Genomic DNA, 13,958 nt, shown 5'->3' on the forward strand with positions numbered 1-13,958 from the left:
GCGCCACTCCTCGCCGGACAATTTCAGGAAATGCTGCCGATGATCTCCACCTGAACGCCGCGGGCGATTTCCAGCTGCGAAAGCACCGGCAGATTGGGGAAAAGCCGCTCGGTGATCATGCGCACGAAGGGACGGGCATCGGGCGCGGTGAGCAGGGCGAACTCCTGCCCCGATTCCATGTGCTTGCGGATGGCCCGTGCCGCTTCCTGCGAGAATTCCTCGACCATGCGCGGATCGATATCGAACTCCAGCACGTCATCGCCGTTGCGGCGGATGCTTTCGTGAAAGGCGAGATCCCAGCGGTTGCCCAGCCTGAGCACGCGCAACACACCATCCTCGGCAATGTCGCCGCAGATCTGGCGCGCCAGGCGCAGGCGCACGTGTTCCACGATCTGCTCTGCGCGACGCACATGCGGGGCGATTTCGGCAATGGCCTCGAGAATGAGCTCGAGATTGCGGATGGAGACGCGCTCGGCCAGAAGCAGCTTGAGCACGGCCTGAATGCCGGAAAAGGTGATCTGCGCCGGCACGATCTCGTCGATGAGGCGCTGATATTCCGCCGGCAGCCTGTCGAGCAGCATGCGCACATCGCGATAGGACAGGAGCTGGGCGAGGTTGTTGTTGATGGTCTCGCTCAAGTGCGTGAGCATCACCGACATGATGTCCACCACCTCAAAACCCTCCATGCGGGCCTGATCCTTCAGATGCTCAGGAATCCAGCAGGCGGGCATGTTGAAGGCCGGCTCGCGCGTCTCGGTGCAGGGGATTGAGGGCTTGCGCCCCTCGCCGGTGATGACCAGGGCCTCGCCGGGATTGAGCCGGTGGGTGGCGATCACGGTGCCATGCAGGCGGATCTGATAGGTCTTGGGATCGAGGTCGATGTCGTCGCTCAGCCGAATCTCGGGAACGATGAACCCATAGCGCTCGGCAAAGCGCCGCCGCATGCGGTTGACGCGATGAATGAGGGCATCCTGCTGACGGTAGAAATGCAGGGCCAGCTGCTTGCCCAGCCGCAGCTCCAGCGCCGGGGCCTCCAGTGATGCGGCCACGGCGGCCTCTCCGCCCTCGCGCGCCTCTTGTTCCTCCTGCTCCGCGGTGCGCTCCGCTTCCTGCGCCTCCTGCTGCTGGCGGGTGCGGCGCGCAATCAGCCAGCCGGTGCCGGCGAGGATCGAGCCAAGCAGGAAGAACGGCAGGAAGGGCAGGCCCGGAACGAGGGAGAGGATATACATCAGGGCGCCGGCGACGATGAGGGCCTTGGGATAGCCGCCGAGCTGGGAGAGCAGAACCTTTTCCGCCGAGCCGTGATTGGCGCCCTTGGAGACGAGCAGGCCGGCGGCCAGCGAGACGACCAGCGCCGGGATCTGCGAGACCAGACCGTCGCCCACCGACAGGCGCGTAAACACATCAGCCGATTCGGCAAGGGACATGCCATGGCGGGTGGCACCGATGACGATGCCGCCGAAGATGTTGATGGCGGTGATGATGAGACCGGCGACGGCATCCCCCCGCACGAACTTGGACGCACCATCCATGGCGCCGAAAAAGGCGCTTTCCTCCTCCAGCAGACGACGGCGGCGCTGTGCCTCCTTCTCATCGATGAGGCCAGCGGAGAGATCGGCATCGATGGCCATCTGCTTGCCGGGAATGGCATCCAGCGTGAAGCGCGCGCCCACTTCGGCGATGCGCGTGGCGCCCTTGGTGATGACCAGGAAGTTCACCGTAACCAGAATGGCGAAGACAATGAGACCGATGACGAAATCGCCGCGCATCACCAGGGTGGAAAAACCGCCGATGACATGCCCGGCGGCGGTCACCCCCTCATGACCGCTGGAGAGGATGAGGCGGGTGGAGGCGATGTTCAACGACAGCCGCAGCATGGTGGCGATGAGAAGCACGGTGGGAAAGGCCGAAAACTCCAGGGGATGGCGAATCCACAGCGCCACCATGAGAATGAGCACGGAAAAGGCGATGGAGATGGACAGGCCGATGTCGATCAGCCAGCCGGGGATGGGCAGAAATAAAAGAACGAGAATGAGAACGATGCCGATGGCAAAGCCCACATCACGGCGATAGCGCATGGCCGTGGCCTCGCCGGCGCCGTCGGCACCGGGGGCGGTGAGGGCGGAAATCGCTTGTGCGCCGCTGGCGCCGCCGGGGCCTTCGACACGCGCCATGTCAGAACCCCCTCTCGATGCGGGCGTAGACCATTTCGGCAAACTTCTGGATCTCGCCGCCCATGAAAGGCGCGGTGACGATAATGACCAGCAGGATGATCACGATCTTGGGCACGAAGGTCAGCGTCACTTCCTGAACCTGGGTGAGCGCCTGAAAGAGGGCGATGACCACGCCCACGACCATGGCGGCGATCACGGCCGGGCCGGCGGCCGTGAGCACCACCCAGACGGCTGCGCGCAGAAGATCCAGGGCGTCGGCCTGATTCATGCCGCTTTCCCCATCCCGTTCGCGCTCAGGCCGAGACCACAAGATCCGGCCCGTAAGAGAGGCGGGTTCCGTCCTGAAGCACCAGCTTGACGCCGCCATCGAGAATCTCGACGGCGGAGACGACACCGGAAACACTGCCGTCCATGGTGCTGACCGTGCGCCCGAGAAGATCGCTGCCCTGCGTCATGGACAGGGAAGTGAGGATCTCTTCCAGCCGGGCATTGGCGCGCACCGTCTGTTCCACCTGGGCGAAGGTGGCAAGCTGCGCCATGTATTCGGTGCCGTCCATGGGGTTGGTGGGATCCTGGTTCTTCATCTGCTCCACGAGCAGCTTGAGAAAGGCCTGATAATCCATGCCGGCGAGGGCATCCTTGCCGGTCTTTTCCTGCGTCGGACGGGGAGTGCCGCCCGGATTCGCCGGCGGCAGGGTGTCGATGCCGGTCATGATCCCTCTCCTCCCATGGCCGATTTGGGGCCCTGTTGCTGCCGGTCCGGGCGCGGCGGCACGAGATCGGTCACATCCTCGTCCATAACCTCGCTCTGCGGCTCTTCGGGAATGCCGCGCTCGCGCATGATCTCGGCCTCGCGCGCGAACAGGCCCCGCACTTTCTTGAGCGCCTCGAAGTTGCGGCCCGTATTGATGAGCGTGCGAATGCCGGCCAGTTCCGGCTCAAGGTCGCTGTCGCGATAGAGATCAAGCAGCCGCAGGTGCTGGCGATAGTAGTCCTGACGGATGGTGAAGCCGTTGGCCGGTTCGATCAGCAGCCGCTGGATGATGAAATAGAGTTTCTTCAGCGGCGTGGTCACCTGCTCCGGCTGCATGACATGCTGTTCCAGCAGGAAGACGACATTGTTGAGAAATTCGATGGAGGTCTTCTTGTTGACCCGCAAGACCGCACCGTTGACGAAGATACGCTCGCCGGCCCGCAGGGAAATGCGGATGGGCTTGTTGCCCTCGCGGGGGGCGGACGCGTTGTCGTTGGGTCTTTTTGTCCCGTTTTCGCTGGGTCTGTCCGGTGTCGTCATGTCTTCAGTCCGTCGCGGATGATTTCCATGATGTCGATGAGGTCGGCGAAGGTGTCCTGCTCGCGGCGATCGATGCGCTCCAGCTCCTTGATCACCCAGATGCCGATGGAGATGAGCCGGGCCTTGAGATCATCGGGCAGGCCGTTGGCGGGATCGGCGAGGTCATCGAGGAAGAACAGCCACAGCCGGCGCGTGAAATGCAGAGCCTTGACCGCTTCCACCGAACGGATGCCCTGCTGCTCGCCGCGGCGGAGCATGTCGATGGCGAAATCTATGGCCATGGCTTCCTCTTCGCGCGCCCGGGCGTAATCCTCACCGGCGATGTCCTTGTAGGCCTTTTTGTACATGGGCCATTCCCCGATTTGACTTGACTTACAGATACTTGAGCAACGTCAGGTTCTGCAGGCGGCCCGTGATCGCATAGGATGCCTCCAGCTTGTTGCTGAGGTCGGTCACGCGCATGGCCATTTCGTGCATATCCACCTGTTCCATGCCGGCGATCTGCTTTTCCAGCCACCCTTTCTGCAGTTCCAGACGATCCTTGGCATCGCTGACCCTCTTTTCCTGAACACCGATGATGCCGCGCAGATCGTTGATGCCGGCAATGGCGCCGTTGATCGTCTCGATGGCGCGGTCGGTGACGACGTCGCGGGCGGCGCGTCCGAGGGTCTCGATACCCAGTCCCGCCACCATCACGTATGCCATGGCAAGCTTGCGTATCGCTGGATCGTTGGCCGAGGCGGTGACGGGGGCGACGTCATTGAGCGAGATCAGCGTCTTCATCGGCTCGTCGGTCGCCTTCGACCACAGCGTGTTCCAGTTGGGCGGATCGAAGAGCGGCGCCAGATCGTTGTCGAGAAAGTCCTGCATGTCGGCGGCCGTGATGCCGGCGGCGGCAGGATCACCCGGCGGAAAGCCAAAACGGGCGATGAAGGCGTTTTCCACCGCGGTGCGCGCTGCGGAAGGCGGATCGGCGAACCAGTCGGCAAAGGGCGCCTCGGAGAGGTTCTGGCCGCCGAAGATGAAAGAGCCAGCGGCGGTGGCGTTGAGCGCGGCGGTAAAGGCCGTCAGTGCCGCCTTGGCCTGTCCGGCGACAACGGCAGGCTGTGCCTGACCGGTGCGCAGGGGCAGGAGCGCCTCCACCAGGGCGTGGCCGTCGTCGGTGATGGTTTGCAGGGACTGCTGAATGACCTGCAATCTGTTTTCGGAAATGACGGCATCCTGAAGAAGGCCATCGAGGAGAACCTCCTGGGCATGGGCATCCACGAGCAGATCGGAGCGCCCGCCCATGACGAGGCCGACATCGGCATGCTTGCCGGTAGCGAGCTGCAGGTTGGCCTTTTCCAGCTCGCGGCGGGCGGTTGTGGTCGCCGCCGGAGTGGACCATGGCGTGGTCAGGGGTGGCACCAGAGCCGATTTCATCGCCGTATCACCTTCTGCATGCCCCCGTCATGTTCCTCACACTACAAGACGTATGCATCGTCATACCGGCGAAAGCCGGTATCTAAGGCCACAAATTCATGAGTTTGCGGCCCGAGACCCCGGCTTTCGCCGGGGTGACGAGAAAGATGGCAACGTTGTGTCGTGTAATGTGCATGTTCCTTATCGTGTTCCGTCATATGCCCGGCTCATCACCGTGTTGCCTGTGCAAGCCCTTCTCATCCGGCCGCGCGCAGCAGGGCGGCAAGCATCTCATCCACGGCGGAAATGAGCCGGGCCGAGGCCTGGTAGGTGCGCTCGATGCGCATCATGTTGGCCATCTCATCATCAAGGTTGACGCCGGTCTTGCGCGACAAGGCCTCCGAGGCCCGGGTGAGCAGTGCGGCGGAATAGTCCGTATCGCGCACGGCGTTGGCCCTTTCCTGTTCCAGCCAGGCCACGGAATCGCCCATGTAGCCGGCAAGATCGGCGCTTGCGCCAAGCCCGGCGGCAGGATCGAACGGGCGCGCGCGCGCCAGCTCCGCATCCAGCTCCAGCAGCCGGTCGGTGAAGCCGGTAAGACCATTGACATTCACGACATAAGAAGCGCCGTTGATGCCGCCATCACGCAGCAGGAAGGGATTGCCGCCCTGATCGGGATCAACGGCGGCATGGATGCGGATATCGGCGGCCAGCCCCGGCACCAGGACGCCCGAGGCGGGCACGGCGGGACCACCCGACCAGGTGAACAGTCCGGCGCGATCCGGCCCTGGTGGGGAGGCCTGATCATGTTCAGCAAAGGCCTCAATGAGACCGCGGGCCATTTCATCAAGCTGCGCCTGCCAGGCGAGCGCCTTTTCATCGCGCAATGTCATCCATGCCTTCAGCCGGCCGGACTTGAGCTTCATGACGGCGGCATCGCCGGTCACCGGCACGCCGTCCACATAGACCTGCGCACCCGGTGCGCCCGGCCCGAGAATGCCGGATGGGGTGAAGGTGACCGCGCGCGGCTCCCGTTCGTAAAGCACGGCACCGCCTGTGGTGTAGATGGCAAGGCCGCCGTTATCACGCTGCACGGTGCGGATGTCGATCTCTTCCGCCAGATCGGCAAGCGCGGCATCGCGGGCATCCTTCTCGCGGGCAAGATCGGCATCGTTCAGCCGGCCGCTGACAATGGCGGCGTTGGCCTCGTGAAAGCGCGCCAGAGCCTCGTTGATGCGGTCAACGGAACGCGCCACCTCGGCATCGGCCTGGGTGCGCAGGTCCTGAACGGCGGCAGCGCCGCGATGCAGGGCATCCACAAGGGCACGGGCGGAGACGATGGTCTGACGCGCGGCGGCGGCATTGTCCGGCATGGCGGCGAAGGCCTGAATGTCCTGCCGCAGCCGGGAGAGAAGCGCGGCGGGCGAGGTCTCGCCATCGGGGCCGCCGAAGGCACGGGAGAGCTGATCCAGCCCCTTGCTCAAGGTTTCATGCCCGGCGTGATCGGCAGTATAAGAGAGCATCTGGGCGAAGATGTCACGGTCCTCCGCCCGCCAGACGGCGACGCGGCGGATGCCGTGATAGCCCATGACGTTTCCCGTCTCACGACGGGAGAAATCCGGGTTGTCGATGTTGGCGATGTTCTCCGAGACGACGCGCGATTTCTCCGACAGCGCCGAGAGGGACGAGCGGGCCGAATTGAGAACCGCACCCAGCGTCATCTCGGATCACCTCCTGCCATCAGTGAAACTCGAACGGCCATCAGCGCTTGAGGTTGACGGCGACATCCATCAGTTCCGCGCCGGTCATGAACGACTTGGAATTGGCCGTATAGGCGCGCTGGGCCTCGATCATCGCGGTGAGCTCCGATGCGAGGTCCACGGTGGACTGCTCCTTGGCCCCGGAGATGATCTTTCCGAAATTGCCCTCGCGCGGAAAACCAACGAGCACATCGCCGGAGGTGTCGGTCTGGGTGAAGACGTCTCCGGGCAGGAGCTTCATGTTGTCGGGGCTGCGCACCGTGGCCAGCGGGATGCGGTAGGTCGGCCGCTTTTCACCATTGGGGAAGGTGCCGTACATGACACCGTCCTCGCTGATCTTGAACAGCCTGTAGCCGGTGGCGGCATTGCCGTTGACATCCACGTCCAGCACGTTGAACGGTGCGGCGTATTGCGTGGAGCCGGTGATATCCAGGGTCATGGTCTGGCCATCGGGCACGGGGATGGAAAGCGTGCCGGAGGCCGGAGAGACGAGCTTGCCGGTAGTGCCGTCAAACTGCAGGGTGAAGGTGGCCAGCGGACCGCTTCCATAGGGAAACGGCCCGCCAGCGGCGGCCTGTTCCTGGTCGAACACGGCCACTTCCCAGGTGTTGGCGCCCGTCTTGGAGAAATAGAAGTCAAGGAGCTTCTCGCCGCCGAGATTGTCATGCACCACCAGGGAGGTCTTGGCGGAATACTGGGCCGTGGCGGCATTGGCCGATGGCAGGTCGGCGGCCGCAATCACGGTCTCGTCGGCATCGAGGTTGAACCGCAGGGTGCCCAGCGTGGTCGGGGTTGCTTCCAGCGCCTGCTCGGACTGGCGCACCCTTTGCAGCCCGGCAAAGCCATTGGCGGTTACGTTCGGATCGCTGCCGTCGGTGATGTCGAAACCGAGAAGGTAGAAACCGGCGGCATTGACGAGATAGCCTTGCGCATCAGGCACGAAATTTCCGGCGCGGGTGAGAAAACGTTCGCCGGCTGCGTTCTCGACGATGAAAAAGCCATCACCGGCCACGGCGAGATCGGTGATGGAGGTGGTATTCATCAGCGTGCCCTGCTCGGACACATGACGGCGGATGGTGGTGGTGACACCGCCGGAGACGTATTTTCCGGTCAGGTGTTGCGGGATCATGGACGAGAATTCGGCCTCGGCGCGCTTATACCCCACGGTGTCGGAATTGGCGATGTTGTCGGCCACGGCGGAAAGCTTGTTGCCCTGCGCCAGCATGCCGGAAACACCGGTGCGCATGATATTGCCGATGGACATGGTCCAGCTCCCGTATCTGATGCGGATGGTCCTTGCCTGACAGGGTGCACGGGCAACCTTGCCCCTGCCTTGCCGGGGGTGTGGCAGCCAAGGTGTCTTTACGCGCAAAAGAAGGGGCCGCATTCCGCGAAGGGAGAGGGTTTCGGGGAATGCGGCCAGTTCGGCGCGGCGGGGAGGCAAGGTCGGGAGAGGTAAGACCGCGCCATGGAGGGGGAACGGCAGTTGCTCAGGCGGCCTTCAGCTCGGCGTCCTCAAGGGCGGGCGTGGGCTTGGCCGTGCGGGAAGCGGACTTCTTGCGGGAAGTCCTCTCGCGCGCCTTCTCCGGCGGCTGCTCATGCAGGCAGTAGCCGAGGTAGCGGCGGGAATCGATGGGGTCATAACCCAACCGCGCCCGCAATTTCTTGCGCAGCTTGGAGATGTGGCTTTCGATGACGCACTCCTCCACGTCATCCTCGAAAATGCCATAGACATAATCGAACAGCTGCGCCTTGGTGACCCGGCGGTTCTTGTGGGTGACCAGATAGTGGAGAATGCGGTATTCACGCCGCGGCAATTGCAACGGCTCGCCATTGATCTCCGGCGGACGACCGTCGGCATAGAGGCGGATGGGCCCCGCCTGCAGAATGCGCTCGCGGCTGCGCAGACGGGCCATGATGGCATTGGCGCGCGCCAGGATCTCGCGCACATGCACGGGCTTGCGCACCACGTCATCCACGCCGGCGGAGAACAGGCGCAGCACATCATCAAGCGCACTGGAATCGCTCATGGCGATGACCGGCGCCAGCATCTTCTCGCGAATGAGATGCGGCAGACGCTCGCCCTCCGGGCAGCAATCGCCGAGGAGCACGGCTTCCACCGCGGTCAGCACCTCCTCGGAGGTGGCCTTGAGCCACTCGTGAAACTCGCGCGGGTCAAAGCCGGCGGCGGCCACACCCTCGCGGTCGAAACTGCTCTTGTAGCCCTCAAGAACGAGCTGGCGCCTGTCAACGATGATGATCATTGCCTCTCTCCCCTCTCGACCGATTAACCATTTGGCAATCGAATCACGGGAGATTGTGGATAAGTGTGCCGAATCTGCACACTTGCAGCTTCTGCAGATTGACAGGCGCCACAATTTTTCCAAAATTTTGCCAAAATGATTCGTTGCTCGCATAAAGGGGTTTGAATATCTCTTTATTTTCAATGGGTTATAGTCGTATCCCGAACATGCCATCCTGCCCCAGGACACACCGCTGAACCTTGCGCCTTTCCTTGCGATCCGCCGGGAAGCCTGATCGAATTGCGCATGAATCACCCGTTTTGAGAGGCTGATTTTCCCTGATTTCACCCCGGAATGAGGAGCTTGCAGCATGCGGTCCGGCATGAAAAAGGCCCGTCGGCATGACGGGCCTGGATGATGGTGTTCTCACCTGGCCGGTTCTGGGGCGATCAGACCAGCCCGCGGTTGATGAGGGATTCGGCGATCTGCACGGTGTTCAGCGCCGCGCCCTTGCGCAGATTGTCTGAGACCACCCACAGGGCGAGGCCGTTGTCCACCGTGGAATCGGTGCGGATGCGGGAGACATAGGTGGCATAGTCGCCGACGCACTCCACCGGGGTGATGTAGCCGCCGGGCTCGCGCTTGTCGACGACGAGAACACCGGGCGCCTCGCGCAGGATCTCGCGGGCCTCGTTTTCGTCCACTTCCCTTTCGAACTCGATGTTCACCGCCTCGCCATGGCCGACAAAGGTGGGCACGCGCACCGCGGTGGCGGTCACCTTGATGTTGGGATCGAGGATCTTCTTGGTCTCGGCGTTTAGCTTCCACTCTTCTTTGGTGTAGCCGTCATCCATGAAGATATCGATGTGCGGTATGACGTTAAAGGCAATCTGCTTGGGGAAATTCACGGGCTCGGGCATATCGTTGACGAAGATGCCCTTGGTCTGGTTCCACAGCTCGTCCATGGCCGCCTTGCCGGCGCCGGAAACGGACTGATAGGTGGAGACGACGACGCGCTTGATGCCATAGCGGTCGTGCAGGGGCTTGAGAACGACGACAAGCTGGGCGGTGGAGCAATTGGGATTGGCGATGATGTTGCGGCGGTTCTCATCGCGCGCCCAGTCCTCGAGGACGTGCGCGTTCACCTCCGGCACCACGAGGGGAATATCCGGCTCGTACCGCCAGCAGGAAGAATTGTCGATGACGATGGCGCCGGCCTTGCCGATCTTCGGCGCCCATTCCTTGGAGACCTTGGAGCCGGCGGACATCAGGCAGAAGTCCACCTTGGAGAAGTCGAACTGCTCCAGATCCTCACACTTGACCACATCATCGCCAAAGGACACTTCCACGCCCAGCGAGCGGCGGGATGCGATGGCGTGAATCTCGTCCACGGGAAACTCGCGTTCGGCGAGGATGTTGAGCATCTCGCGGCCCACGTTGCCCGTGGCCCCGACAACGGCAACCTTGTAACCCATCGTGTTACTCCTTGAAGGATCCCCAGTCTGTTTCCTTGCCGCTCCCGGACGGATCCGTTTTCCGTCGCCTGCCGGCAGGTCATCGTTCGCCTCTCCCCCGGCGGGAGGAGAGGCCCGGGGGAGGGATCAGGTTTTGGTGGTGGTTTTGGTGGTGAAACCGCGTTTGTCAGCGCGCGTAAACCGGGCGCAGGCAGCGGGCATGCGGCAACGCGCTGCCGTCATGGTCTGACGGCAACGGATCATGGCGGTGTTTATCTCATTCAGATACCGCATGCCGCGCTCTCGTTCTGCCTCTTTCGGATGCTGTGCCGGTCTCGCTTTTTACGCCCTGACCGACAAGCATATCGAGGAATGTCTGAAAAAAGGCCTTACGCCTTTTTGCTTTCGGCGGCGTTCTAACCCCGGTGGCCTGTATCCGTCAATGGGGCTGTTGTGTATCAAACGGCACTTTCGGGCTTGTTCCGCGCTTCAATCCGCGTCAACCTGTCTTGCAAACGAATCGCGACCGGGGGTGCGCCGGCAGACAAAAGCCGGTGTTTGGGACTGGGAATGTTCGACTGGCTGTTCACGCTCGAGGGCTGGCTCAGTCTGGCCACGCTCGTTCTTCTCGAAATCGTTCTGGGGATCGACAATCTCGTCTTTCTGGCGGTGGCCTCGCGCCGCCTGCCGGAAGAGGAGCGTCCGAAAGCGCAGAAAATCGGCCTGATCGGAGCCCTTGTCTTGCGCATCGGCATGCTCATCGGGCTTGTGTGGATCACCACGCACTTAACCCGGCCGGTGTTTGTCGTTCTCGATTTCTCCCTTTCCTGGCGCGATTTGATCCTGCTCATCGGCGGGCTTTATCTCATCTGGAAGGCCACGCGGGAAATTCACGAGGAGGCCGAGGCAGATGATGAGGAGATGACCATCACGCCGAAGGCCCATGGCTTTTTCGGCGTGGTCGTGACCATCATGGTCGTGGACATGGTCTTTGCCCTCGATTCCATCATCACCGCCGTGGCCATGACCCAGTTTCTGCCGGTGATGATCCTGGCCAATGTGGTGGCCATCGTGGTGATGATGATCTTCGCCCGCCCGGTGAGCCAGTTCATCGAGCGTCACCTTTCCATCAAGCTGCTGGCGCTGTCCTTCATTCTGCTCATTGGCGTGGTTCTGGTGGCGGACGGGCTGCATTTCCACATCCCACGCGGGTATGTCTATTTCGCCATACTCTTCTCCCTGACGGTGGAGGGAATCAACGGTTGGGTGAGAAGACGGCGAGGCCGAAAGGCGCAGAAGATTTCCCGAAGCTGACCCTGCCTATGGTTTTTCGGGTGGCGGTCCCCGACTGCAGTCAGAGAAAGTTTCTTTTTTTCAAATTGCTATCTCACATTCCCTTTGTTTCAACCAGATTACTCCCTCGCTCTGAAACGTGTCGTTAACCCTTCGTTTACGATTATTGTCACTATTTGCAACCTGTGATATATACAATCCATGATTGATTCATTCAGGCGGGGGATTCGATCATGTCCATATCGCAAAAGTTGCGCCTGCGCTGCATGGCGAGCACTGCTCTCGGGCTTGTGTTTCTTTCCGTTCTGGCGGGCAAAACAGCTCATGCAGCATGTCCCAACCCTGTGCCGGACAACGAAAGCTGCATCATTGCCGATGGTGAGAAATTGTATGGAACGCTTCAGATCGGTAGCTCTGCGCATGTGACCAACAAGGGAACAATCAGCACAGAGGGCTTCAATGCCAATGCGGTCCATACCTATGGAAATTCCACCATCATCAATGAAGGGAAAATTGAAGCCAAGGGCGACATCGCTGATGGAATAGAAGCGGGCGGAGACAATGTCACGATCATCAATAAGGGGCAGATAACGACATCAGGCAATACATGGGACAACGGCGCTGATGGCATCGACGCCAGCGGAAGGCATCTCACCGTCAACAATACCGGGACCATTAAGACCGACAGCCCCTATTCCCATGGCATCCGCGTCCGCAATGACGATGCCACGATTACCAACAGCGGCACGATTTCCACTTCAGGCTATGAGGCCACAGGCATTAGCGGCGAACGGCGTATCGTGATCATCAATACGGGCACGATCACCGCGAGCGGGGAGCGGGGTGACCCCGTCAGAGCCGGAAGCGAAAGTCAGATCACCAATACCGGCACCATTTATTCCGCCAAGGGGCGGGCGCTCACCTTCCACGGCTTCGGCGGCGGTGTGAAAATCGTCAATTCGGGACGGATCTTCGGCGGTGGTGATGCCGCGATCGCCTTCTCCGGGATCAACAACACGCTCGTGCTCGAACCCGGAAGCCGGCTGCAAGGCCTCGTCATGGTGGGCACGAGCTCGACCATTCACATCAACACCGGCATGACCACGGTTCTGACCGTGGACAATATCAAAAATGCCACATTCATCAGCTCCATGCCGCTGATCTATGACAAGGCCAACAACCGGGTGATCGCGCTCTCGTCTTCCGGCATTGACCTGGCCTCGACCCTGGCGCCGGTGGCGGCCGGGCAGATTGCGCGTGCGGCCAACGCGGCCATGGGGGCGGGCGGCATGCGCATTCAGCCGGTCAGCGGCTCATCCGCCTCGGTGGCCGACATGCCCGGCAGCGGGCTTGTGGCCTTTCTCACCGGCATTGGCGGGATCGGCACCCTGCCCGGCAAGGGTGTGACGGACAATGTGGAACATCGCCTGGGCGGCGGACTGGCCGGTTTGCAATGGCGCGGGGAAAACCTGATCGTGGGGCTGTTCGCCGGCGGCGGCCATGGTCGCTCCATGGCGGAATCGGGCGAGAGCGACTCAGCCGCGCGCATGAAGTCGGATCTGTTCTTTGGCGGCATTCAGGCCGGCTGGCACAGCGGCGCGCTGCATCTCAGCGGCGTCTTTTCCGGCGGCATCATGAAAAATCACACCCGGCGAACGATCCTTGACAACATGGCGCCGGGCGGCATGGCACAGGTGCGCGGCAAATACGACAGCCTCTTCCTTTCCGGTCATGTCGGCATTGGCTGGGATATCGCGACGTTCAACAACGGCTTCGTTCTGCAGCCCGGGCTTTCCGCCCGCCTCACCTGGGCGCGCAACGAGGCCTATCGCGAAAGCGGCTCCGTGGCCGCCTATGACGTGGGCAAGCACACGAGCCTCTCCTGGGGCGGACGCGCGCAGCTTGCCCTTTACAAGACCATGGAGCTGGAAAGCGGCCTGTTGCAGATTTCCTCGCGGATTGGCGTGGATTTCTCCCGCTTTGACAAGGATGCCCCGAGCGCGCGCATAGGGGACATGAGCGTGCCCTTGACGGCATCGGTGAAACGCAACGTCATCGCAGGCTTCGCCGGCATTGGCGCGGCCCTGTCTCTGAGCCAGAACAGTCATCTGATGCTGGACATGGAAGCCACGTTCGGTGGCAAGGATGCCGCGGGGCTTTCCGGTCGCATCGGTTACGCCATCAATTTCTGATCCCTCCCCTTTTTTTCGAAGCTTGCTCACAGGATGGCCCGGGTTGCCAGGCGCGCCCGGGCCTTTCCCATCTGGTCTGACAAACTTGTCCTTACACAAACTGCAAGTGACTTGCGCTTTCTTTTCGGGAGCATTAGCCTGAACTTT

At 61.9% G+C, this 13,958-nt stretch carries 12 protein-coding genes; 2 read left to right on the forward strand and 10 right to left on the reverse strand.

Going from position 1 to position 13,958, the window contains the following annotated elements:
* Nucleotides 1-23 precede the first annotated feature (23 nt).
* The 10 genes from flhA to EK16_RS04535 form a co-directional block, all read right to left on the reverse strand.
* Nucleotides 24-2,078 (reverse strand): flagellar biosynthesis protein FlhA, encoded by a 2,055-nt coding sequence (gene flhA / locus EK16_RS04490; RefSeq protein ID WP_051929105.1) that lies wholly within the window; start codon nt 2,076-2,078, stop codon nt 24-26.
* 97 nt (nt 2,079-2,175) lie between these two features.
* Entirely contained in the window at nt 2,176-2,442 is a 267-nt protein-coding gene (gene fliQ, locus EK16_RS04495) for a flagellar biosynthesis protein FliQ (RefSeq protein WP_038034977.1), read from the reverse strand.
* Between the two features lie 25 nt (nt 2,443-2,467).
* Nucleotides 2,468-2,887 carry a flagellar hook assembly protein FlgD gene (flgD, locus tag EK16_RS04500; protein WP_051928936.1) on the reverse strand — a complete coding sequence of 140 codons (420 nt, stop codon included), beginning with the start codon at nt 2,885-2,887 and terminating at the stop codon, nt 2,468-2,470.
* Complete coding sequence (gene flbT, locus EK16_RS11440; RefSeq protein ID WP_051928937.1) at nt 2,884-3,468, reverse strand: flagellar biosynthesis repressor FlbT; 585 nt, start codon at nt 3,466-3,468, stop codon at nt 2,884-2,886. Before flbT ends, flgD begins: the two co-directional genes overlap by 4 nt.
* Nucleotides 3,465-3,815 (reverse strand): flagellar biosynthesis regulator FlaF, encoded by a 351-nt coding sequence (flaF, locus tag EK16_RS04510; protein WP_038034978.1) that lies wholly within the window; start codon nt 3,813-3,815, stop codon nt 3,465-3,467. The genes flbT and flaF overlap by 4 nt, the downstream gene beginning before the upstream one ends.
* Nucleotides 3,816-3,840: 25 nt before the next feature.
* The gene (locus EK16_RS04515) at nt 3,841-4,890 is read right to left on the reverse strand and encodes a flagellar hook-associated family protein (protein WP_051928938.1); all 1,050 of its coding nucleotides are present in this window, start codon (nt 4,888-4,890) and stop codon (nt 3,841-3,843) included.
* A 236-nt stretch (nt 4,891-5,126) separates the two neighbouring features.
* On the reverse strand, nt 5,127-6,590 hold the full coding sequence (gene flgK, locus EK16_RS04520; protein WP_038034980.1) for a flagellar hook-associated protein FlgK: 1,464 nt from the start codon (nt 6,588-6,590) through the stop codon (nt 5,127-5,129).
* 40 nt (nt 6,591-6,630) lie between these two features.
* Nucleotides 6,631-7,893: a flagellar hook protein FlgE gene (locus EK16_RS04525; protein WP_038034981.1), complete on the reverse strand. Its 1,263-nt coding sequence runs from the start codon at nt 7,891-7,893 to the stop codon at nt 6,631-6,633.
* Between the two features lie 226 nt (nt 7,894-8,119).
* Complete coding sequence (locus EK16_RS04530; protein ID WP_051928939.1) at nt 8,120-8,893, reverse strand: response regulator transcription factor; 774 nt, start codon at nt 8,891-8,893, stop codon at nt 8,120-8,122.
* A gap of 428 nt (nt 8,894-9,321) precedes the next feature.
* The gene (locus EK16_RS04535) at nt 9,322-10,347 is read right to left on the reverse strand and encodes an aspartate-semialdehyde dehydrogenase (protein WP_038034983.1); all 1,026 of its coding nucleotides are present in this window, start codon (nt 10,345-10,347) and stop codon (nt 9,322-9,324) included.
* Between the two features lie 549 nt (nt 10,348-10,896).
* On the opposite strand from EK16_RS04535, the gene EK16_RS04540 reads away from it, so the two are divergent.
* Nucleotides 10,897-11,640 carry a TerC family protein gene (locus EK16_RS04540; protein WP_038034984.1) on the forward strand — a complete coding sequence of 248 codons (744 nt, stop codon included), beginning with the start codon at nt 10,897-10,899 and terminating at the stop codon, nt 11,638-11,640.
* 212 nt (nt 11,641-11,852) lie between these two features.
* Complete coding sequence (locus EK16_RS04545; RefSeq protein WP_038034986.1) at nt 11,853-13,811, forward strand: autotransporter outer membrane beta-barrel domain-containing protein; 1,959 nt, start codon at nt 11,853-11,855, stop codon at nt 13,809-13,811.
* The last annotated feature ends 147 nt before the right edge of the window (nt 13,812-13,958 follow it).

The sequence above is a fragment of the Thermopetrobacter sp. TC1 genome, from assembly GCF_000746275.1.
Lineage (GTDB): Bacteria > Pseudomonadota > Alphaproteobacteria > Rhizobiales > Aestuariivirgaceae > Thermopetrobacter.